Raw genomic sequence first — 22,333 nt, forward strand, 5'->3', positions numbered from 1 at the left:
AAATTATGAAATTAACAAAAGTCACTCATTTGCTTTTTTTGTTTTTAGCATTTAATCTTGCTAATGCTCAAGACGATTTATTGGATCAATTAGATTCAATTCAACCTAAAGAAAAAGGAATTGCTACTGCAGCTTTCAAAGGATTGCAAGTATGTAATATGCAATCAACCAAACTACCAGTTAAAGGGGAGTTTTACTTTTTGGTATCTCACCGTTTTGGGGATTTATCAAATGGATTAGATAACTTTTTTGGGCTGGATAATGCCTTAACAAAAATTGGAGGAATTTGGGGTGTTACTAATTGGTTGTCACTAGGTGCATCAAGACATACTTATAATAAAACTTATGAGTTAGCTGCTAAATATAAATTTATAAGCCAAAGAGAAGAAGGTTTTCCTTTTACTATTGTTGGGTATAATACTATGGATATAAATAGTGATTTAAAAAAAGACAACAACCCTCAATTGGTCTTTCAAAACAGATTGCAATATTCGTCTCAATTAATAATTTCTAGAAAATTTTCAGAATCATTTTCAATGCAAGTATTGCCAATATTTGTTCATAAAAATCTATATGATAATACTATTGATCAAAAAGAAACTTTTTTAATAGGAGCTGGAGGAAGGTATAAACTTAGTAAACGATTGAGTCTAAATGCAGAATATGCCTATAGAACAAACGTTGATAGTGGTTTGTCTAATTCACCATTCAATAATCCACTAACTGTTGGTTTAGATATTGAAACAGGAGGACATGTTTTTCAATTGGTTTTTGCTAACAGTCAACCAATGAATGATGTCGCAATGTTAACAAATGCAAGAGGTAATTGGGACTTTAAAAGAGGGCCACTTTATTTCGGATTTAATATGTACAGAGTTTTTTAAAAATAAATAAAGATGAAAAAAACAATTCAATTAATACTATTTATAGCAGTAGTAACAATTTCAATTAGTGCACTTAATTCATGTGATTCTAGTACTTATGAAGAGATTTCAAAAATTACAAATCCTACTTATGAGGCTAATATGAAATCAATATTCACTTCAAATTGTACAAGTTGTCATAGTGAAAATGGCACGCAACAATCACCTTATTTAACTACTTATGCTGAAGTTAAAGATGGAATCGAAAACGGAGTAGTTCTATGTATTATAGATAATCCAGAAGATTGTTTTTATAGTGATATTATGCCACCAGCTGGAAGAATGCCACAAACAACAATTGATTTAATAAAACTTTGGCAAACAAACGGATATGTTGAACAATAAAAAACAAATTATGAAAAATTTTAAAATAATTTTATTCGGATTACTTTTCATTAATATGGGTTTTGCCCAAAAAATGTTAACCAGAACAGGAGAAGTAAAATTTGAAGCTTCAATGCCCGGAATCGAAGAAGTAGCTGGAACAAGTACAACTTCATCTTGTGTTTTTGATAAATCTACGGGTGATATTGCAGCACTAACACTAGTAAAATCCTTCAAGTTCAAAGCCCCATTAATGGAAGAGCATTTTAATGAAAATTATATGGAATCTTCAACTTATCCAAAATCAACTTTTAAAGGAAAAGTTATAGGTTTTGATTCGTCAAAATTAACAGATAAAGCACAAACGTATGATTTAGAGGGGGATCTAACAATTCATGGAATTACAAAAAAAATAAAGACAAAAATAACATTAACTCCTTCAGGAGAAAAACTGATTGTAACTTCTAATTTTTCTGTAAAACCAGTTGATTATGGAATTAAAATTCCAAGTTTAGTGAAAAGTAAAATTGCTGAAAATGCAAGTATAGCACTAAAGTTTAATTTAGAAAAACAATAAAATAAACAATTAACATACAAACTATTTTATCATGAAAAAAACAGGAATTATAGCATCAATTTTACTGTGTTTTGTAATAAATTCATTTGCTCAAACACAAGGAACATTAACATTTTCATATAATCAGCCACAGCCAACAAATCCTGCGCCAAATGCTGGTATAAAAAATGTTTATGCTGTTTGGATTGAAAATGCAGCAGGAACTTTTATTAAAACAAAAGCAAGATATGTTTCAGCTTCTACAGATGATCATTTGCCTTCTTGGGGTGCAAAAGCAGGTTGTTCAAGTGCTACTGCGGTAGCAGCCACTGGAAATAATTGCAATGTTACTGACGGATTAACAGGTGCAACAAGAACCAACACTACAGCGCCAACAGCTTTTGGCTCAAAAACTATTACATGGGATGGGAAAAATGTTGTAGGAACAACTAATGGAACAACAGTAGCTGACGGTAATTATGTGGTTTGGATTGAAAGTTCTTGGAGAGATTCTGGTTCTAATAATCATGGTGCAATTGCAAGTTTTACATTTACAAAAGGACCAACTACTGTGCATCTCACTCCAACTTCACCGAGTACATTTTTTGATAGTGTAGTGATTGATTGGGTGCCTTCAGGTCTTTCGGTTGAAGAAGTTAAAAATACCGAGCCTGTCGTAGTCATTTATCCAGTTCCATCAACTGGTGTTTTTAATATCGATTTTAAAAATGAGATTGAAAGTATAGAAGTATATAATTTATTAGGTCAATCTGTTTATTCAGAAAAATTAGACACTGCAAATGTATCAACAACAAAGAAAATAGATTTGTCTAATTTAAATAATGGAGCATATATTATTAGTCTGACTAATGTAAACGGTACATCAAATTATGAGGTAATATTGAATAAGTAAAGTTAGTTTATATTTTTTTTTAATTTTAAAAACACCTTTTTTTAAAGGTGTTTTTTTATTCAACATCCATAACAATAGATTTTAAATGAGGCGTTTCATAAACTTGAAAATTCCCTTTTTCATCAGAATATATTAAATAGGCTTGAATTTCTGGGCGAGATTCTAAAAACAGTTTTGCTTTTTCAATTCCCATAACTAAAATGCCAGTTGCAGTTGCATCAGAAGTAATACATTTATTTGAAAAGACAGTAGCACTTAATAAATTATTTTTAGTTGGATAACCAGTCTTTGGATCAATATGATGAGCATATTTTATTCCGTTTTCTATAGTATATCTTCTGTAATCTCCAGAAGTAGCAATGCCTATATTTTCTAATTTTATAATTGCTTTTAAAGGATTTGTTGCTTCTTTATTGTCTATAGGTTTTTCTATTCCAACTGTCCAGTTTGAATTATCGGGTTTTTTGCCTTTTGCATAAACTTCACCACCAATTTCAACTAAATATGAATCAATTTTTTTGGAGTTTAAAAATTCAGAAACTACATCTACTGAATAACCTTGTGCAAAAGCATTAAAATCTAATTTCACTCTTGAATCAATTTTTACGACTCTATTTCCTTTTAACTTAATTAATTCAAATCCCACAAATTCTAATACACTATCAATCTTGTTTTTTTCGATTATTTGTTTTTTTTCAGGACCAAAACCCCAAATATTTACTAAAGGGTAAACTGTTGGGTCAAAGGCACCATTTGTATTTTTCCATACCTCTTTTGCTTTTTTAAAACATGCTTTAAAGTATTTATCAACTTTTACATTTTTATCATTATTATTTATTCTTGAAATAATTGAGGTTGGTAAATATGTGGAAACAGATTTATCAAAATCAGCTAGGATTTTTTCGATTTCTGATTGAAAATTTCTGTTTTGAGAATCAAAATAACTAATGTGATAAGTTGTTCCTTGAGCTTCACCTTCAATTTTTATAGATTCTTGTTGAGAAAATGCAATTGAAGAAAAAAAGAAGAATAGTAAAAAATAATTGGTTTTCATTTTTAAAATTTAAAAGAATAACTAAATTTATTAATTCTGATTTTTCATAAATATAAATTTAGTGTTTTTAAATGAAAAATTAATTTTTTTAGCATTAAAAAAACAATGTAAATTCTAAAATTAAAATTCAAAAACTTATATTTGCAACTTATAAAAATCACAAACCATTATGTTTAATAATTTAACCGATAAATTAGATAAAGCGTTTCATATTTTAAAAGGGCACGGAAAGATTACTGATGTAAACGTTGCCGACACCTTAAAAGAAGTACGTAGAGCTTTATTAGATGCCGATGTTAACTTCAAAATTGCTAAAGATTTTACCACTAAAGTAAAAGAAAAAGCAATTGGTCAAAACGTGTTAACTAGCTTGCAGCCAGGACAATTGTTGGTAAAAGTTGTTAAAGACGAATTAACCGAATTAATGGGTGGAGACGTTGAAGGTATCAATTTATCTGGAACACCTTCAGTGATTTTAATGTCAGGTTTACAAGGTTCTGGAAAAACAACTTTCTCTGGAAAATTAGCCAATTACCTTAAAACTAAAAAGAATAAAAAACCATTATTGGTAGCTTGTGATATATATCGTCCAGCGGCAATTAATCAGCTTCACGTTGTTGGAGATCAAATTGGTGTTGAGGTTTATTCTGAACCAGAAAATAAAAATCCAGTTGAAATTGCTCAAAATGCAATCAAACATGCTAAAGCTAACGGTTTTAATGTAGTAATTGTCGATACAGCTGGTCGTTTAGCCATAGACGAACACATGATGAACGAAATTGCTGAGGTTCATAAAGCGATTCAACCACAAGAAACATTGTTTGTTGTGGATGCAATGACTGGACAAGATGCTGTAAATACTGCAAAAGCATTTAACGATAAGTTAAACTTTGATGGAGTTATTCTTACCAAATTAGACGGTGATACTCGTGGTGGAGCTGCTATTTCTATTAAATCAGTTGTTGATAAACCTATTAAATTTATTGGTACAGGTGAAAAAATGGACGCTATCGATGTGTTCTATCCTTCACGTATGGCTGATAGAATTTTAGGAATGGGTGATGTTGTTTCCCTTGTGGAAAGAGCACAAGAACAATATGACGAAGAAGAAGCAAGAAAATTACAAAAGAAAATTGCTAAAAATGAATTTGGTTTTGATGATTTCTTATCACAAATTCAACAAATAAAGAAAATGGGTAGCATGAAAGACTTGGTTGGAATGATACCAGGTGCTGGAAAAGCTATGAAAGATGTTGAAATCGAAGATGATGCATTCAAACATATTGAAGCAATCATTCATTCAATGACGCCAATTGAAAGAAGCAAACCTTCATTAATTGATGTAAAAAGAAAAAATAGAATTGCCAAAGGATCAGGGACAAAAATTGAGCAAGTAAATCAATTGATGAAGCAGTTTGAACAGATGAGCAAAATGATGAAGATGATGCAAGGTGGCGGAGGAAAAAATATGATGAAAATGATGCAAGGCATGAAAGGCATGAGATAATAGTTAAAGACGCGTTTTATCGCGTCTTTTTTTTTATAAAATATAAATCAAACAACTACAAATATTCAACAGATTCTGAAATTAATTCAGAATAAACAACACAAAAAATGATTTTATTAGACGGTAAAAAAGTATCAGAAGACATTAAAAATGAAATTACTGCTGAAGTAGTAAAAATGAAAGCTAATGGAGAAAAAGTCCCTCATTTAGCAGCAGTTATTGTGGGTAATGATGGGGCAAGTTTAACTTATGTAAGAAGTAAAGTAAAAGCTTGTGAAAGAGTAGGGTTTGAGTCTACTTTAGTAAAAATGCCAAGCACAACTTCTGAAACTGAACTGCTTAAAAAAATCAAAGAATTAAACGAAAATGATGATATTGATGGATTCATCGTTCAGTTGCCTTTGCCTAAACAAATCGATACTCAAAAAGTATTAATGGCAGTAGATCCAAGTAAAGATGTTGACGGATTTCATCCTGAGAATTTTGGAAAAATGGCTTTAGATATGTCAACTTTTATTCCGGCAACTCCTTTTGGAATTCTTGAATTATTAGAAAGATATAACGTTGATACAGCGGGGAAACATACTGTTGTTATTGGTCGTAGTCACATTGTGGGTCGTCCAATGAGTATCTTAATGGGAAGAAAAGGTTTTCCTGGAAATTCAACCGTTACTTTAACGCATAGTCATACTAAAAACATCAACCAAATTACTAGTCAAGCTGATATTATTATTACAGCATTAGGAGTTCCAAATTATCTAAAAGCTGAAATGGTAAAAGATGATGTTGTAGTTATAGATGTCGGAATTACACGTGTAGCTGACGAAACAACAGAAAAAGGATATAGAATTACTGGTGATGTAGATTTTGAAAATGTTTCAAAAAAAGCCTCATATATAACTCCAGTTCCTGGTGGAGTAGGACCAATGACAATTGCTATGTTGTTAAAAAACACACTTTTAGCCAGAGAACAAAAACGAATGAAAAATTCTTAGTTAATTCTTAAGAACACAAATAAATTTCACAAGTTATCACAGTTTATTTTGTGTAAATTTGTGAAATTTATATTTTAACATTATCCCATATTTAATAATAAAATGAAAATAATTCAAGCTAATATAACTCAATTACCAATTATTGCAGCATTAGCTTATGCAATTTGGCCTTCAGCATATGGAAAAATTTTATCAGTTGAACAACTCAAATATATGTTGGAGAAGTTTTATAGCCTTGAAGCTTTAACGGAACAATTAGAGCAACGTAGTCATGTTTTTTTATTAGCGGAAGAAAATGGAATATTTGTTGGATATGCTTCCTATGAATTGAATATTGAAGGCAATAAGACTAAGGTTCATAAAATTTATGTTTTGCCTGAAACACAAGGAAAAGGTTTTGGTGTTCAATTGTTAAATGAAATGGAAAATAAAGCTAAAGAAGCTCAAAATAAAATTTTATTCTTGAATGTAAATCGATTTAATAAAGCCCAACATTTTTATAAAAAATTAGGTTTCGAAATCGCTTATGAAGAAGACATCAAAATTGGAAATGATTATTTAATGGAAGATTTTGTGATGGAAAAAAAGATTTAATTTTTTACTCAGACAAAATTCTTTTTGATCTTTCGAGTAAATCATTAAGGTCAATATCTTCTTTAATCGTTTGTTTTCCAATATTTAAAATCATTGTGGCATGTTTTCTAACTGCTTTTTTGTAATTTTCTTTTTTTACAAATCCATATATTGTTATTTGTGCTTCCATTAACCTAATAATTACAGCTGGACTTCCTGCTGAAAATTGTCGAATTTGATTAAATGAAGCATTTAACAAACCTTCAAAATCTGTAGTGTTTGCAATTATCCTTAAATTTTGTTTGTCATCAATTCTATATTTAGAAGGGAACTCAATTTGTGAAAAACGACACGTCGTAGCTGTTAAATTATCTATACAAGTAATAGCGGTATATGGATCATTTACTCCAGGAGAAAGTGCTCGTGAAGCTATTTCAACCATTTGATGAATGGAGAACTCAAGGTCTTGATCTGCAACTTTTGTTTTTCCAATAACGAATTGATTACAAATTTCTTCGATTTGTTCTTTGTTTAAATCATTGTTGAAGTTTAATTTTCCCATTTCAATGCCTTCAACTAAGTGATCTCCTGGTCTAAAAAATAATTCTAATAGGGCATCATAAGAAGAGACTATTTTTAAAAGTGCTTCACTGTCAATATATTGAATATAACCACTTTTAGGGGATTTAATAGCTATAGAGTTAATATATTTTGTTTTAATAATATCAACAATATTGATTTTTTCATTTTCTAGTTCTTCTCCCATTTTATTAGGATACAAAGAATTAATTTGTTTGTAAATAACTTCTGAAATATCTGAAATAACTTTATCAGCCTGAATGCTTGTTGCTATTTTATGTATAAATATGATAAGAAGTATTATGTTGATTAAAGCGGTAATTATGGCTACAAGAATCGAAATTACAGGTATAAAGGTGTAATCATCACCTTCTTTTATAGCATTTAGAACAAAAAGACAATATAAGTAGGTTGCGACGTATGAACCTAAAACAACTTGGTTAAGTCTTACATACATGAAGTTTTTAATTAACCTTGGGCCAAATTGGGATGAAGCCAAAGTTAATGCCACAAGAGTCACTGAAAAAACGGTTCCTGCAACACCAATCATGGCTCCGGAAATTGTGGATAATATGCTTCTAGCTGAATCAGCACTAGTAACAAAAAAGTATTTACCCAATCCATCTTGTGAAAATGTAAACTCTTGATCTATTATTACTAAACTTACAGAAAGGGAAATTGAAATAATGATAATCAATACTGGGATAAACCAAAAGGTATCCATTAATTTATTATAGAAAAACAGTATTTTTTTCATTTTAATAAAGAATTTTACAATCGAATAGTATTCACTGCCATTTAAAATTAATTATATAATTTTAGTAATCTTATTTTATCAAATTTAACAACTAGAAAGAGGCTATTTAAATTAAAACTTCAATAAACTTAGCCTAAGTTTTGTTTTTAATTTCAACTTAATATTAATTTTCTTTTAAGGCATTAGTAAATGCATCAAGTCCACCCACAATAGGTAAAGTTAAAATGGTTCCGTCTAAATCAATTGTTAATTCCGTTCCAGGTTCTGGATGTAAAGTATATTCTTTATCGCTTGAAAAAATCATTAATCCTATTTGTTGCCCTTTTTTGATGATTTGATCATCTGGCATTAAATCGAAAGATACTTCATAGAATTTACCTGCGGCTAGAGGTTCACCTTTTCTTATGGAACTATGGTTTTGAGGGTCAGCCCAACCACGAGTAATGATATTGTCATTAATTTTTGTTCCTCTTCCTTCATTCCAAGGAAGTGACACTAACCAAACCGATAAATTTGCAGCAGGCTTGCTACTTGATAATTTAACTGTAATTTTTGGTACTCCAGATATGTGAACGTCTTGTGAAAATTTTGGAGTAACATATAAAACACGGTGATTTGTGTTTTCTGCTCTAGCTAAAATTTCACCAGTAAAAGAATAATTGTCAACTAAAGTTTCTTTACCTTGATTTGAAGATTTAGTTGTTGTTAAGCCTCCAACTTTCGGAGCACCTTTAGTTAAATAAAATGATATTGATTTAGCATCTGGGTTTGGGTAATCTTTATATGGTGTTGGGTTGTTCATGTCATCATTTTCGCGGACAATCCATGCTTTGTTTGTTTCTTTTTCAATGCCATTATCAATACCAAATAAATAATGTGTAAACCATTTGTTCATCATACTAATTGGTGGCTGACCACCGTGAGCATTTTGATGGTAATAAATACCTGTTTCTAAGCCCATTTCTTTGGCTTTCTTGTAAATGCGGTAACTATGTTCTGGCATAACATTCCAATCGTTAAAACCATGGGACATTAACATAGCAGCTTTCATGGTTCCCATATGATTTAGATAATCACGTCCAGCCCAAAAATCGTTATAATCTCCCGTAATTCTATCCATGCCGTTTTTCATTTCGGTATCACGAATTACAGCATTACTATAAGCACGTTTAGATTCATCACCACTGTGAATAAAATCATATAAAACATCTACATCTTCACCTAAATAACCTCCAGGTGAGCGTACTAATCCGTTAGATCGATAATAATGATAATAAGATGTATTTGGAGCAACAGGAATGATAACTTCTAAGCCTTTTACTCCTGTTGTAGCTGCTGCAAGTGGAATAGTTCCATTATATGAAGTTCCTGTCATGCCTACCTTTCCAGTAGTCCAATAAGCCTTAACTTTTTCGTTTCCATCAGGAGTTGTGTAGCCTTTTGCTCGTCCGTTTAACCAATCTATAACTGCTTTTGGAGCTAAAGATTCATTTTCACCACCAACTGTTGGTGAACCTTGTGATAAACCTGTTCCAGGAGAACAAGAATGTACTACAATAAAACCTCTAGGTAACCAAGTTGAAACTTGTGAGTTTGATATAATAGGACGTTTACCTGTTCTAACCACTTCTGCATGAACACGTTCTTTTCCTATTTCTCCTAATTCATGATTTACATCCCAAAAACCACCTTCTACATCTGGTGCAACACCAGAATAATAGGGGCTTGATTCATAAATTATAGGAAGTTTTAATCCTTCAGTATCAGTTTGAATAGGTCTAGTGACATCAACATACATTCGATCTTTTTTACCATCACCATCAGTATCAAAAGTTGTTTCTACCCAAAGATCATGTCTAATCCATTTTTCAGAATCTTTAAATTCAGGAACAATTTGTGCCTCACCATTTTCAAAAATAGGAACAGATTTTACCACCGTTTGTGCTTGAGCAGAAATAAAAGGTAAAATTAGTATTGATAAAAAGAAACTTAATTTGATTAGTTTTTTCATGGTTCTTTTGTCTTTATTGTCTTAATGTTTGTTTGCAGTTTATGCTATAAATTGTGGTATATTAATCACAAGCATAACAAATATAGACAAAATTTTGAATCGTAGTGATTTTAAAGAAGGAAAAAACAAAGTCCAAACCATTAAAATAAAACTTTTTTTAGAAGTAATTTTTCAGCTTTCTGTACACTAAATTCTATTTTATGTATTGTAAACTAATATCAAATACTTTCAACAAACTTTAAAAATACTTTTTTGTGAAGTTCAAGATCCAAATTAGGAGAAAGTGATGCACGAACAATATAATCTTTGTCACCTTCTTTTGTAGTTCCTTGAGTAGATGTTGCAGGTATAGTCCAATAGCACCCTTTTAACTGTCCGTAACTTACACAAAATTTACTTTCGTTAGGGATTTCGGTAATCATTAAATGGATTAATTTAAGATTTAAGGCTCTTTTATAAGTTTCTTTTTCTGCATCAGTATTTCCTTTTGTAGGAAGATCTAATGAAAACACTGAAGGTGTAAATCCTTGTTCGGCTAATTCCTCTGAAACAAAATTTATTTTGGCTTCAGGCAAAGTAGCGTTGATAAAGTTTACAAAATCACGAGTGTTTTTATAAGCATCAATAATTCTTTGATTCATTGAAGGCAATTGTTTGGCTAATATCTCATATTGAAGCGCTGTAGCTTCATTATCACAAAGATCTAGATGAATGGCTATTTTTTCCATCAAAGCAGTTGTTTTTTTATTCCCTACACAGTAACCAGCAGTACATTGTCCGCCACTTGGAAATTTTGATCCACTTGCAAATGAAATTGTTATAACGGAAGCAAGTATATCATCTTCACCTAAAAAGTGTACATTGGGACAAAATGTTTGATCTAAAATAAAAACAGGATCAATAGCAATTGTACCTTTTGCAGTTTTGCGTTCTTGGCTTAAAACATTTTTTAAATCTATAAGATTTGGAACTTCAACTCTTGGGTTTGTTGGAATCTCAGCAATGATGTATGGAACTGCATCTTCATTTGCAATTTGAGATAAAACCGTGTCAATACTTTGAACCATGTCATTATCACCATCTACTAGTAAATCTACTATTTCAACATTATCAATACAAGCTGCAACACGTCTTGCTTGGTCATTTGTTCCACCATAACAATTAGGAGGAACGACAATTTTTATCGCTTTTCCTTTATGATTTTCTATTGCATCATGAATTAATCCCATTAAAATTGCATACTGGATTGATAATCCACTTGAAGCGACCAATGGTTTGGTATTTGTGTTAGTTATCTTTTTAATTGAATCTAAAACCGATTTTTTGTCTGTTTCAATATTTCTAGTTGTAGTATTAACAGCAGCTTGAGATACAAGTAATTTCAAAGCTGAAAGAGAATCATCTGGTGTCATCGCAATGGTTTCTCTTCTTCTTACATGCTGAATATCTGAAATGTAATTTTCATTTTGCGCTCCGTTTACAACCAAAACACTTCCTAAGTTGTTATAAAGACTTATAAGAAAATCAACTCCAGTTGGAATGTTAATTACACCAAATTTTTCTTCATTTGAAATTAAAATAGTACTACCATTAAAAGCTGGAATTGCCTCTGTGTTTTCAACTTTCTTTAAATCAAAAGTATAGCCATAAATGGTTTTTACTATTTCAGCATCAAAAAAAGCAGGTAATTCACCCGTATAAATAATTTGGGTGTTTTTATGGTCTAATAAATTTTTTCTTAGAACAGCTAAAACAGGAACTGTCATTGATGAGAAACTAATTACATTTTCTGATTTTAGATTGTTTAAGTTAGCAATTCCCCATTCTAGAATACAAGACAAAGGATGACCTAAACGAATATAATCGTAAGCAGTTGGTAATTCACTTAGTGCCGATAATTCTGAGTTACTGTTGTTGTATAAGGTCTCAAACTCCTCTAGAAATTGAGTTTTAGCAGCTTTTTCATCATAAATATCTAATCTATGAGTTGTTATATTTAACCAGCCAATAGGCATGTTTTTTAGTACTTCTTTAATATAATTTAGCATTTTATTTTCTTTCATTATTTTTATTTTGAGTTGGAAAGGAGCATTAATTATTTCTTCTTAAAAGTCTTGTTTGGAGTAGCTCTTTGTCCTGGTATACTTCTGTCAACTTTAGGTAAACTAGCTTCTTCTGTTTTGCTTGAAGGTTCGATTAATTCGTTTAGTTGTGTGATTTCAGATTCAGTTAAATCTCTAAATTGTCCGACTGGAACATCTAATGAAATATTAATGATACGAGTTCGTTTTAAGGCAACAACTTCGTAATCTAAATATTCACACATTCTACGAATTTGGCGGTTTAAACCTTGTGTTAAGATAATTCGGAAAACGGTTTTACTAATTTGTTCTACTTTACATTTTCGTGTTAAAGTTTCTAAAATCGGAATTCCGTTACCCATTCTTTGGATAAAGCGTTCTGTAATTGTTTTGTTTACGGTTACAATATATTCTTTTTCGTGATTGTTTCTGGCACGAAGAATTTTATTGACAATATCACCATCATTTGTCATAAAGATCAATCCTTCACTGGCTTTGTCTAAACGTCCAATAGGAAAAATACGTTCTGGATAATTGACATAATCAACAATATTATCACGCACACTTTGATTAGTTGTGCATTCAATTCCAACAGGTTTGTTAAAAGCTAAATAGATACGTTTTTCAGTATTTTCATTAATCATAACACCGTCGACACGAACAGCGTCTTTTGAAGTGATTTTAGTTCCCATTTCTGGCACAACTCCATTAATTGTAACTCTTCCTTGTTCAATTAACTTATCGGCTTCTCTACGGGAACAATAACCAGATTCTGATAAAAATTTATTAATTCGTGTTGCATTTTCTTCCATAGTGCAAAGATATGAAATAGAATTATGAATTGTGAATTATGAATTGTGAATTTCTAAAGCTTCAAGATTATTTAGAATTTAGTATAAAATTGAAAATTGGTTTAAACTTTTAGAAGTTAAAAGACCAAAAAATTCATGTTATTCTATGTGTTTTTAAAAGTGCTAATCTATAATCAAAAATAAAAGCAAAAAAAAATCCCGATTTTCATCGGGATTCATATTACATTTTAGCAAAAAGCTTTTCCATTTTTTCTCTTTCTTCTTCAGCTAACATACTGTCAACTAAAATTCTACCACTGTGTTCATCAGTGATGATTTTCTTTCTACCAGCAATTTCCATTTGAGTTTGTGGTGGAATTGTAAAAAAAGATCCTGCAGAAGCGCCACGTTCGATAGAAACAACTGCCATTCCGTTTCTTACACTAGATCTAATTCTATTGTAAGCGTTTAACAATCTTTCTTCTATTTGTTTTTGATATTCTTCTGATTTTTTAGTTAAGAACGTTTCTTCTTTTTCAGTTTCAGATAATATATCGTTTAATTCAGATTTTTTATGCTTTAAGTGTGTTTGTTTAGATTCTAAACGCTCTTTTGATTGTCCGATAACTTCTTTTTTGTGTTCTAAAGAAGCTTTCATTTCTTTAATATGCTTTTCAGCCAATTGAATTTCTAATTCTTGAAATTCCATTTCCTTAGCTAAAGAGTTGAATTCTCTATTATTACGAACATTATTTTGTTGTTCTAAATATTTTTTGATTGAAGTTTTATGCTCATCAATTGCATTTTTCTTTTCTTTGATTTTTTCATCAATGCTTTCCAAGTCAGCTTTTAACTTATCTAAACGAGTAGTTAATCCTGTAACTTCATCTTCTAAATCTTCAACTTCTAAAGGCAATTCACCTCTAACATTTCTGATTTCATCAATTTTAGAATCGATTAGTTGTAAAGCATATAATGCTCTTAATTTGTCTTCAACGTTTAATTCTTTAGTAGCTGCCATATTTTAAAAGTACTTAACTGGATTTGTATTTTCTTGTGATAAAATGATTGCAAAATTAGTGATTTTTTCTTTAAGATAATCAACAATATAGTTTTTTGTAAATCTTTCACTTTCAAAATGACCAATATCGGCCAATAAAAGTTGATTTTCAGCTTCATAAAATTGATGGTATTTTAAATCTGCCGTTAGATAAGCGTCTGCTCCAGAGGCAATAGCGTTCTTTATAGCATAACTTCCTGATCCACCTAGAACAGCAACTTTTTTAATAGGTTTTCCTAAAAATTGACTATGTCTAATGCCTTTGCAATCTAGTTTTTCGCTAATTAATTGTAAGAAATCTGATTCTGAAAGCGCATTTTTAAGCGAGCCAACTCTTCCTAAACCTATATTTTGATGTTTGTTTTCAATGTTATAAATTTCATAAGCTACTTCTTCATAAACATGATTTGAAAATAATGCTTTTATGATTTTTGATTGTAAATGCTTTTCAAATGTGACTTCAATTTTTATTTCTTTGGCTTCTACAAACTCAAATTGCGAACCTACTTCTGGATTACTATTTTCATTTCCCATGTAAGTTCCAATTCCTTGACTGCTGAAACTGCAATCTTCATAATTTCCTATATTTCCAGCACCAGCATCAAACAAAGCGTTTCTTAATTTTTCAGCATTATCAGAAACTGTATAAGTCACTAATTTTTGAATATAATTTTCTTTTGGAATTAATACTTTTGAATTTTCTATTCCTAAAGCATCACAAAATATTTTATTAACTCCATCCTTATGATTATCTAAAGCTGTATGAACGGCATAAACTGCTACGTCATTTTTAATTGCTTTTATAACTGCTCTTTCTACATAGTTTTTTCCTGTGATTTTCTTTAAACCACCAAAAAGAATAGGATGGAAGCATACAACTAAATTACAATTATTAGTAATTGCTTCATCAATAACTGCTTCTAATGCATCGTGACAAACTAAAATTCCTGTCAGATTTGCATTAGAGTCACCAACTAACAAACCAACATTATCAAAACTTTCGGCATAACCTAGTGGAGCCATTTCTTCAAGAATTGCAAGTGTGTCTTTAATTTTCATTTGAAAGTAATTTTGTTTAACAAAGTAACGAATAATCATTTCAAGATAAAAATTAGATGCAAAAAAAGTGTATTTTCGTGCTATGAATTTTTTTCGAAAACTACTTTTTCCGGTTGCCTTAATTTATTGGCTTGTAACTTTTATTAGAAATTTTCTATATGATATAGGAGTGTTTAAAAGTGAATCCTTTGATGTTCCAATTATTGCTGTTGGAAATTTGAGTGTTGGTGGCACAGGAAAATCACCTCAAATTGAATACCTAATTCGTTTGTTGTCTGATAATTATCAAGTAGCAACTTTAAGTCGTGGCTATAAAAGAAGTACAACAGGTTTTGTTTTAGCAGATCATAATGCGAATGCCAAAACACTTGGTGATGAACCTTTTCAGTTTTATTCAAAATATCCCAAAACTATTGTGGCTGTTGATGAAAATAGAGTAGAAGGTATTGAGATTTTATTAGAATTAGATAAAAAACCAAGCGTAATTTTATTAGATGATGCTTATCAACATAGGAAAGTTAAAGCTGGTTTTTATATTTTATTGACTGCGTATGATGATTTATTTTGTGATGATTTTATTTTGCCTTTCGGGAATTTACGCGAACCAAGTTTTGGGAAAAATCGTGCCGATATGATAATTGTCACTAAATGTCCAAATGATATTGACGAACTTGCACAAAAGAAAATTAAAGATAAATTGAAAGTTTCGCAACCTGTTTATTTTACAACTATTGCTTATGATAGTTATGTTAATAGTGAATTGGGACAACTTTTGGTAAATGAAATTAAAGAAGAAGAAAAAGTTGTAGTTGCCGGAATTGCAAAGCCAAAACCATTTTTTGATTTTTTAGAAGCCAAATCAAGTGAAACAATGATTTTTTCTGACCATCACAATTTCGAAGAAAAAGATATAAATTCAATTTTAAATAAAGCAAAAAACAATAAAATCATTACAACCGAAAAGGATTATGTAAGATTGAAAGATAAGTTGCCAAAAGAGCAACTTTATTATTTACCAATTCAATCGCAATTTATAAATTTAGGTTCAGATTTTAATAACAAAATAAAAGATTATGTGGAACAAAGTTCAAGAAACTGTTAGTTTTATTCAGTCAAAAACCAATAGTTTTAAACCCGATTTTGGAGTTATTTTAGGTTCAGGTTTAGGAAATTTTTCAGAAGACATTCAGATTGAATATACTTTAGCTTATAAAGACATTCCTAATTTTCCAGTTTCAACGGTTGAAGGTCATAAAGGAGCTTTATTATTTGGATCAATTGGTTCGAAAAAAGTAATGGCCATGCAAGGTAGATTTCATTTTTATGAAGGTTATAACATGCAAGAAGTTACTTTTCCGGTTCGTGTAATGAAATATTTAGGTTTGCAAAACTTAATTGTATCGAATGCTTCTGGTGGTGTTAATTCAAATTTTGTTGTGGGTGATGTGATGATAATTACAGATCACATTAATATGATGCCAGAACATCCTTTAAGAGGACATAATGATGAACGTTTTGGACCGCGATTTGTAAATATGAGTGAGCCTTATTCTAGAAAGTTAATTCTAAAAGCAAAAGAAATTGCTAAAGAATTAAATATTGATGTTAAAGAAGGGGTTTATGTAGGTTTGCAAGGACCAACTTTTGAAACGTTAGCCGAATATAAAATGGTAAAAGCTATTGGTGGTGATTGCGTTGGAATGTCAACAGTGCCAGAGGTTATTGTTGCCAAACATATGGATATGGATTGCTTTGGAATTTCAGTAATTACAGATATGGGTGATGTGGAAAGTATAGAAGAAGTTAATCATGAAGAAGTTCTAAAAGCTGCGAAAAAAGCAGAACCACATGTAAGAGAGTTGATTAGAAATTTAATTATTAGTATTTAATTGTTCAATTATTGTCTTATAAAATAATTTTGAATCAGTTGGTTTGCTTATATAATCATTCATTCCATTTGATTTATAGTTATTTATAGAACTTTCACTTTCAATAGCTGCAGTAAAAGCAATTATTGGTGTTTTGGTATTGAATTTTCTTATTTTTTCAGAAACTTTATCACCATTAATATCAGGAAGATTGATATCCATAATTATTATATCATAATAGTTATGTTTTGATAAATTTAAAGCTTCTTTACCATTTGATGCAATAGTACAGAAAGCCTTGTGTTTTTCAATAAGTTTTCTTGTGACTATTTGTGTAATGCTATTGTCTTCAACGAGTAAGAAATTTTTATTTTCCAAAACTGAAAAATCAATTTCATAAATTGGTTCAATATGTTCTTTAACGGTTTTAAAAACAAGTTCAAAATTAAAATTACTTCCAACATTCTCTTCACTACTAAGATTTATTGAACTGCCTAAATGTTCCAGTAATTTTTTTACAATAGCTAAGCCTAAACCAGTTCCACCAAATTTTCTATTAATTTCAGTCGAGCCTTGTGTAAAGTTTTCAAATATTAATTCTTGTTTGTCTTTTGGAATTCCCATTCCATTGTCAATAATTTCAAATTTTATAGTGACTTCTTGTTCTGTTTCTTTACTTAGTTTTAAATTCGTTGTTACTGTTCCATTGCTACTAAATTTTATAGCATTTGAAATTAAATTAATTAAAATTTGTGTAATTTTAGTTGGGTCACCAATAACCTTTCTTGGTATTTCTTCATCAATATTTACCTCACACTTTACATTGTTTAATTTTGCAATTTCATTAAGAGATTTGTCAATATTTATAATGTCTTTTCTAAGATTAAATTCTATTTCTTCTGTCAATAAATTTGGAGACTCAATTTTATTAATTTGAAGGACGTCATTAATTAAGTTCATCAAATGGCCAGCCGAAATTTTTAGAGAAATCAAATTTTCCATTTGACTTTCCTTTGGATCTTCATTAATTAATATTTCAGAGATAATATTAATTGCGTTTAAAGGAGTCCTTAATTCATGACTTATAGTTGCTAAGAAATCACTTTTAGCTTTAATAGCTTTTTCTGATTTTTCTTTTTCCTGTTCTAATTCCTTATTTTTTTCTTTTAAAAGATTGTGATTTTTAAATTCAATGGTATTGTTTTTATACAAAGACAAGCTTAAAAGAGATAATATTGCAACCAAAGCAATGCTTAAAAGGTTTACTAATTTATTAAAATGTTTTGTTTTGTCGTTTTCAGAAATATTTGTTTTAGGATGATTGTTGTCGGGAGTAATGTCAGAATTATTAGTTGTTTGAGTTACTTTAAGATTACTGCTTATTGTATTTGTGTTCGTAGAAGTTACAAACGTTTCACCAGTTTTTGCAATTGTACAAATACTAAAAAAAAGAAAAATAAAAAGAAGCCACCTTTTCATACCAAAAGTTTTTTTTTAAAAAGGGAATTTATGAATTATTTTTCTATATAAGTTATTAAATCTATAATTCTTGAAGAATAACCAATTTCATTATCATACCATCCTACAATTTTAACCATATTATCTATCACAGAAGTCAGTTGAGCATCAAACAAACAAGAATTAGTATTTCCAATAATATCAACAGAAACGATTGGGTCTTCTGTGTAATCTAAAATATTCTTTAAGCTTGTTTCAGAGGCTTGTCTAAAAGCATCGTTAATTTCTTCAATCGTAACTTTGCGCTTTACATTTAAAGTGATATCGGTCAAAGAACCGTCTGGAACGGGAACACGAATTCCACAGCCACCAATTTTACCTTCTAATTCAGGAAAAATTTTAGTTAATGCTTTAGCTGCACCAGTTGTTGTAGGAACAATGGATTGTGAAGCACCACGAGCTCTTCTCAAATCTTTATGAGGTTGATCGTGTAAACTTTGGTCTGTAGTATAGGAATGAACTGTAGTAATATATGCTTGTTCAACTCCACATAGTTCTTGCATGATTTTTAGCATTGGAGCAGCATTATTTGTAGTGCAACTTGCATTTGAAATTATAGTTTCAGAGCCATCCAAAATTTGTTCGTTTACACCTAGAACAACAGTTTTTATGATTTCATCTTCTGGTGGAACAGATAAAATAACTTTTTTCGCTCCAGCTAAAATGTGTTTGTTTAATAATTCTGAAGTTTTAAATTTTCCAGTAGCTTCAATTACTACATCAATATTTAAAGATTTCCAGTCTAAGTTTTTGATTTCTTTTTCACTAAAATATAAAAAAGATTTATCATTTATAACTATCGAATTTAAAGTGTGAGACACTTTTTCTTTTAAAACACCATGAATGCTGTCATATTTAATTAAATGACTCATGGTTTTTGTATCAGCAATGTCATTAATGGCAATAACTTCTATAGTAGGATGATTTAACAATAAGCGAAAAACATTTCGACCTATTCTTCCAAAACCATTAATTGCAATGCGTGTTTTCATTTTTTTTGTGGTTATTTTTTTTAGGTTAAATGTTTAAAAGGTTATGAGTTTAAAAGACTTTGTGTTTATTGTAGCACTTGACTTTTAATCTTTTAAACTCATAACCTTTTAACCTCTTTTATAAAATATGCTTTTCTGCGTGATAAGATGAACGAACTAAAGCACCACTTTCAACATGTCTAAATCCAAGTTCTTTTCCGATTTTTTCGTACTTTTCAAATTGTTCTGGAGTGATAAATTCTTTAACAGGCAAGTGTTTTTTTGAAGGTTGTAGATATTGTCCAATAGTTACAATGTCTACTTTAGCATTTGCTAAATCGTGTAAAACTTCGATGACTTCTTCTTCAGTTTCACCTAAACCTAGCATAATTCCAGATTTAGTTCTTTTGATACCTTGTTCTTTTAAGTAACGTAAAACCTCTAAACTTCTATCATATTTCGCTTGAATACGAACTTCACGAGTCAAACGTTTAACTGTTTCCATGTTATGTGAAACTACTTCTGGAGCAACTTCAACTATTCGGTCAATATTTCTTGTATTTCCTTGAAAATCAGGAATAAGTGTTTCTAATGTTGTAGTAGGATTCATTCTGCGAATAGCTTTCACCGTTTCTGCCCATATAATTGAACCCATATCTTTAATATCATCTCTATCTACACTAGTAATTACTGCATGTTTGATGCTCATTAATTTGATAGAACGAGCTACTTTTTCTGGTTCGTCCCAATCTACATCTTCTGGGCGACCTGTTTTTACACCACAAAAACCACAAGAACGCGTACAAATATTTCCTAAAATCATAAAAGTTGCAGTTCCTTCACCCCAACATTCTCCCATGTTTGGACAACTTCCTGATGCGCAAATAGTATTTAGTTTATATTTGTCAACCAAACTGCGAAGTTCAGTGTATTTTTTTCCTGTCGGAAGTTTTACACGAAGCCATTTTGGTTTTGGTTCTCTTGGTGGAAATACATTTTCTATAACGTTGTTCATGGAAATAAAATTTGAATTGCAAATATACGATAATGAATTTAGAATACTGAAATTACATTTTAGAAAATAAAGTTAAATAAACTGAAATGAATTCAATTAATTGCAACCAGTAAAATTTTATTTCTTCTTAATAATTTCTGCTAATAATTTTTTGCCTCGAAGTAATTTTATTTTAATATTATTCAAAGGTTCTTCAAGTTGATCAGCAATTTCTTGATAGCTCATTTCCTGAAAATAACGCATTTGAATAACTTCCTGATAAGCAGGTTTTAATTCTTTAATGCAAAGTAATAATTGGGCTAAATTTTGTTCAATAATTAATTCATCCTCAGCAGTTGGAGAATCATCAGCAATTGAATTGGCATAATTTGAATCATCGGTATTGTCTACAAAAAGAGAAGATTTTTTTTTGCGAAGCATATCAATGTGTACGTTTTTAGCAATTGCTATAAGCCAAGTGTTAAAACCATATTCGGCGTTGTAAGTAGTGATTTTATCAAAAGCTTTGGCAAATGTTTCGATAGCAATATCTTCTGTATCAGTTTCGTTTTCTGTGCGTTTTATCATAAATCCATACACTTCATTCCAATAGAAATCCAATAAAAAAGTAAAAGCAACTTGGTCACCTTTTTTAGCTTTTTCAATATTGGTTTGTATTATGGCTGAAGTTATTTCCAATGTACTGGTTTTGAGAAAATATTAGTTAAAAATATGTTGACATGTGTAAATATAAGCACTAATTCTATAATTGGATACCAAAACATTACATCTTTTTCATTTAATTTTCCAGCTCCATAACCTAGTGAAATCCAACAGAAAATATATCTAAAAAATATGATTCCTAAAACAATCATCCATTGAAATTGAAATGCTAATAAAAGAATAGCTAAAACAAAGAACAACAATTGCGAAAGAAAATATAAACTTAATTGAAATTTATCAAAAGGTTTGTATAATTTGGCTGTAGTTACGTGTCTTCTTTTTTGGTTAAACCAATCTTTGTAAGTTGTTCTTGGAGTTGAATAGGTAAAACTTTCGGGTGTAAAAACAATAGCTGTATTTTCTTTATCAGCTGCTTGATTGATAAACAAATCATCATCACCAGAACGAACTCGCATGTGATCCATAAATCCACGATTATCAAAGAAAACAGATTTTTTGTAAGCTAAATTTCGGCCAACACCCATATAAGGTTTTCCGATTTTAGCCCAAGAAAAATATTGAACGGCAGTCAATAAAGTTTCGTAACGAATAATTTTATTTAAGAAAGAGTTCTTGATTTTATCATAAGCACCATAACCTAAAACAATTGTTTTTTTCATGGTAAATTGTGCAGTCATTTGTTGTAACCAATCCTTAGAATTTGGATAGCAATCTGCATCAATAAACACCAAGTAATCTTTTGTTGCAGCTTTAATTCCTAATGTTAAGGCAAATTTTTTGTTTCCCCAAAAGGCTTCATTGTTTTCAACTTTAACTAATTTTACAGTTGGATATTGTTTTTCATATGCTTCAAAAATATCCAAAGTTTCATCGCTAGAAGCATCGTCAATTAAGACAATTTCATAATCTGAATAATTTTGATTAATTAATAAAGGGAAAAATTTCTTTACGTTTTCAGCTTCGTTTTTTGCACAAACAATTACTGAAACAGGAACTTTTTTGGGAGTAATATCTTGTTTGTGAGCAAAAGTAAATTGGCCAAAAATTCCGATATAATAAATAAATTGAATAACAACTATTGCTATGAAAGCATAAAGTAAAATGAATAAAATCAT

At 30.1% G+C, this 22,333-nt stretch carries 21 protein-coding genes; 9 read left to right on the forward strand and 12 right to left on the reverse strand.

The genetic code is table 11. The features are described 5' to 3' along the window. The first annotated feature begins 5 nt into the window (after positions 1-5). From G507_RS0113825 to G507_RS0113840, 4 genes are read left to right on the forward strand one after another with little or no spacing between them, the layout of a single operon-like run. The gene (locus G507_RS0113825; protein ID WP_026718044.1) at positions 6-884 is read left to right on the forward strand and encodes a DUF5777 family beta-barrel protein; all 879 of its coding nucleotides are present in this window, start codon (positions 6-8) and stop codon (positions 882-884) included. A gap of 12 nt (positions 885-896) precedes the next feature. Next, a complete protein-coding gene (locus tag G507_RS0113830; protein ID WP_026718045.1) occupies positions 897-1,268 on the forward strand; it encodes a c-type cytochrome in 372 nt (123 codons plus the stop codon). 10 nt (positions 1,269-1,278) lie between these two features. Next, entirely contained in the window at positions 1,279-1,824 is a 546-nt protein-coding gene (locus tag G507_RS0113835; RefSeq protein WP_026718046.1) for a YceI family protein, read from the forward strand. 31 nt (positions 1,825-1,855) lie between these two features. Beyond that, positions 1,856-2,716 (forward strand): T9SS type A sorting domain-containing protein, encoded by an 861-nt coding sequence (locus tag G507_RS0113840; RefSeq protein WP_026718047.1) that lies wholly within the window; start codon positions 1,856-1,858, stop codon positions 2,714-2,716. 55 nt (positions 2,717-2,771) lie between these two features. Here the strand turns inward: G507_RS0113840 and G507_RS0113845 are convergent, their stop codons facing one another. Further along, the gene (locus G507_RS0113845; RefSeq protein ID WP_026718048.1) at positions 2,772-3,770 is read right to left on the reverse strand and encodes an FAD:protein FMN transferase; all 999 of its coding nucleotides are present in this window, start codon (positions 3,768-3,770) and stop codon (positions 2,772-2,774) included. 169 nt (positions 3,771-3,939) lie between these two features. On the opposite strand from G507_RS0113845, the gene ffh reads away from it, so the two are divergent. The 3 genes from ffh to G507_RS0113860 all read left to right on the forward strand — a co-directional run bounded on the left by ffh (position 3,940) and on the right by G507_RS0113860 (position 6,866). Continuing rightward, entirely contained in the window at positions 3,940-5,277 is a 1,338-nt protein-coding gene (gene ffh / locus G507_RS0113850) for a signal recognition particle protein (RefSeq protein WP_026718049.1), read from the forward strand. A gap of 107 nt (positions 5,278-5,384) precedes the next feature. Beyond that, a complete protein-coding gene (locus G507_RS0113855; RefSeq protein WP_026718050.1) occupies positions 5,385-6,272 on the forward strand; it encodes a bifunctional 5,10-methylenetetrahydrofolate dehydrogenase/5,10-methenyltetrahydrofolate cyclohydrolase in 888 nt (295 codons plus the stop codon). A 102-nt stretch (positions 6,273-6,374) separates the two neighbouring features. Beyond that, on the forward strand, positions 6,375-6,866 hold the full coding sequence (locus G507_RS0113860) for a GNAT family N-acetyltransferase (RefSeq protein WP_026718051.1): 492 nt from the start codon (positions 6,375-6,377) through the stop codon (positions 6,864-6,866). A 4-nt stretch (positions 6,867-6,870) separates the two neighbouring features. On the opposite strand, the gene G507_RS0113865 is transcribed toward G507_RS0113860, so the two are convergent. The 6 genes from G507_RS0113865 to G507_RS0113895 form a co-directional block, all read right to left on the reverse strand. Beyond that, positions 6,871-8,181 (reverse strand): DUF2254 domain-containing protein, encoded by a 1,311-nt coding sequence (locus G507_RS0113865; RefSeq protein WP_026718052.1) that lies wholly within the window; start codon positions 8,179-8,181, stop codon positions 6,871-6,873. Between the two features lie 163 nt (positions 8,182-8,344). After that, positions 8,345-10,192: a Xaa-Pro dipeptidyl-peptidase gene (locus G507_RS0113870; protein ID WP_026718053.1), complete on the reverse strand. Its 1,848-nt coding sequence runs from the start codon at positions 10,190-10,192 to the stop codon at positions 8,345-8,347. Positions 10,193-10,410: 218 nt separating this feature from the next. Then, positions 10,411-12,255, reverse strand: coding sequence for a PLP-dependent aminotransferase family protein (locus G507_RS0113880; protein ID WP_026718054.1), 1,845 nt, complete (start codon positions 12,253-12,255; stop codon positions 10,411-10,413). A 32-nt stretch (positions 12,256-12,287) separates the two neighbouring features. Next, positions 12,288-13,085, reverse strand: a complete 798-nt coding sequence (gene rluF / locus G507_RS0113885) for a 23S rRNA pseudouridine(2604) synthase RluF (protein WP_026718055.1) — start codon at positions 13,083-13,085, stop codon at positions 12,288-12,290. A gap of 220 nt (positions 13,086-13,305) precedes the next feature. After that, a complete protein-coding gene (locus G507_RS0113890; RefSeq protein ID WP_026718056.1) occupies positions 13,306-14,085 on the reverse strand; it encodes a zinc ribbon domain-containing protein in 780 nt (259 codons plus the stop codon). Positions 14,086-14,088: 3 nt separating this feature from the next. Beyond that, entirely contained in the window at positions 14,089-15,183 is a 1,095-nt protein-coding gene (locus G507_RS0113895) for a Nif3-like dinuclear metal center hexameric protein (RefSeq protein ID WP_026718057.1), read from the reverse strand. An 82-nt stretch (positions 15,184-15,265) separates the two neighbouring features. On the opposite strand from G507_RS0113895, the gene lpxK reads away from it, so the two are divergent. Beyond that, positions 15,266-16,285, forward strand: a complete 1,020-nt coding sequence (gene lpxK, locus G507_RS0113900) for a tetraacyldisaccharide 4'-kinase (RefSeq protein ID WP_026718058.1) — start codon at positions 15,266-15,268, stop codon at positions 16,283-16,285. Further along, on the forward strand, positions 16,257-17,072 hold the full coding sequence (locus tag G507_RS0113905; protein ID WP_026718059.1) for a purine-nucleoside phosphorylase: 816 nt from the start codon (positions 16,257-16,259) through the stop codon (positions 17,070-17,072). The genes lpxK and G507_RS0113905 overlap by 29 nt, the downstream gene beginning before the upstream one ends. On the opposite strand, the gene G507_RS17015 is transcribed toward G507_RS0113905, so the two are convergent. From G507_RS17015 to G507_RS0113930, 5 genes are all read right to left on the reverse strand, one after another. After that, positions 17,055-18,530 carry an ATP-binding protein gene (locus tag G507_RS17015; RefSeq protein ID WP_051191710.1) on the reverse strand — a complete coding sequence of 492 codons (1,476 nt, stop codon included), beginning with the start codon at positions 18,528-18,530 and terminating at the stop codon, positions 17,055-17,057. The genes G507_RS0113905 and G507_RS17015 overlap by 18 nt on opposite strands. Positions 18,531-18,565: 35 nt before the next feature. Then, positions 18,566-19,561, reverse strand: coding sequence for a type I glyceraldehyde-3-phosphate dehydrogenase (gap, locus tag G507_RS0113915; protein ID WP_026718060.1), 996 nt, complete (start codon positions 19,559-19,561; stop codon positions 18,566-18,568). Between the two features lie 118 nt (positions 19,562-19,679). After that, the gene (lipA, locus tag G507_RS0113920) at positions 19,680-20,555 is read right to left on the reverse strand and encodes a lipoyl synthase (RefSeq protein WP_026718061.1); all 876 of its coding nucleotides are present in this window, start codon (positions 20,553-20,555) and stop codon (positions 19,680-19,682) included. 117 nt (positions 20,556-20,672) lie between these two features. Beyond that, on the reverse strand, positions 20,673-21,233 hold the full coding sequence (locus G507_RS0113925; protein WP_026718062.1) for an RNA polymerase sigma factor: 561 nt from the start codon (positions 21,231-21,233) through the stop codon (positions 20,673-20,675). Beyond that, positions 21,224-22,330 carry a glycosyltransferase gene (locus G507_RS0113930; protein ID WP_026718063.1) on the reverse strand — a complete coding sequence of 369 codons (1,107 nt, stop codon included), beginning with the start codon at positions 22,328-22,330 and terminating at the stop codon, positions 21,224-21,226. The genes G507_RS0113925 and G507_RS0113930 overlap by 10 nt, the downstream gene beginning before the upstream one ends. Positions 22,331-22,333: the final 3 nt, after the last annotated feature.

Source organism: Flavobacterium gelidilacus DSM 15343 (assembly GCF_000422685.1).
Lineage (GTDB): Bacteria > Bacteroidota > Bacteroidia > Flavobacteriales > Flavobacteriaceae > Flavobacterium > Flavobacterium gelidilacus.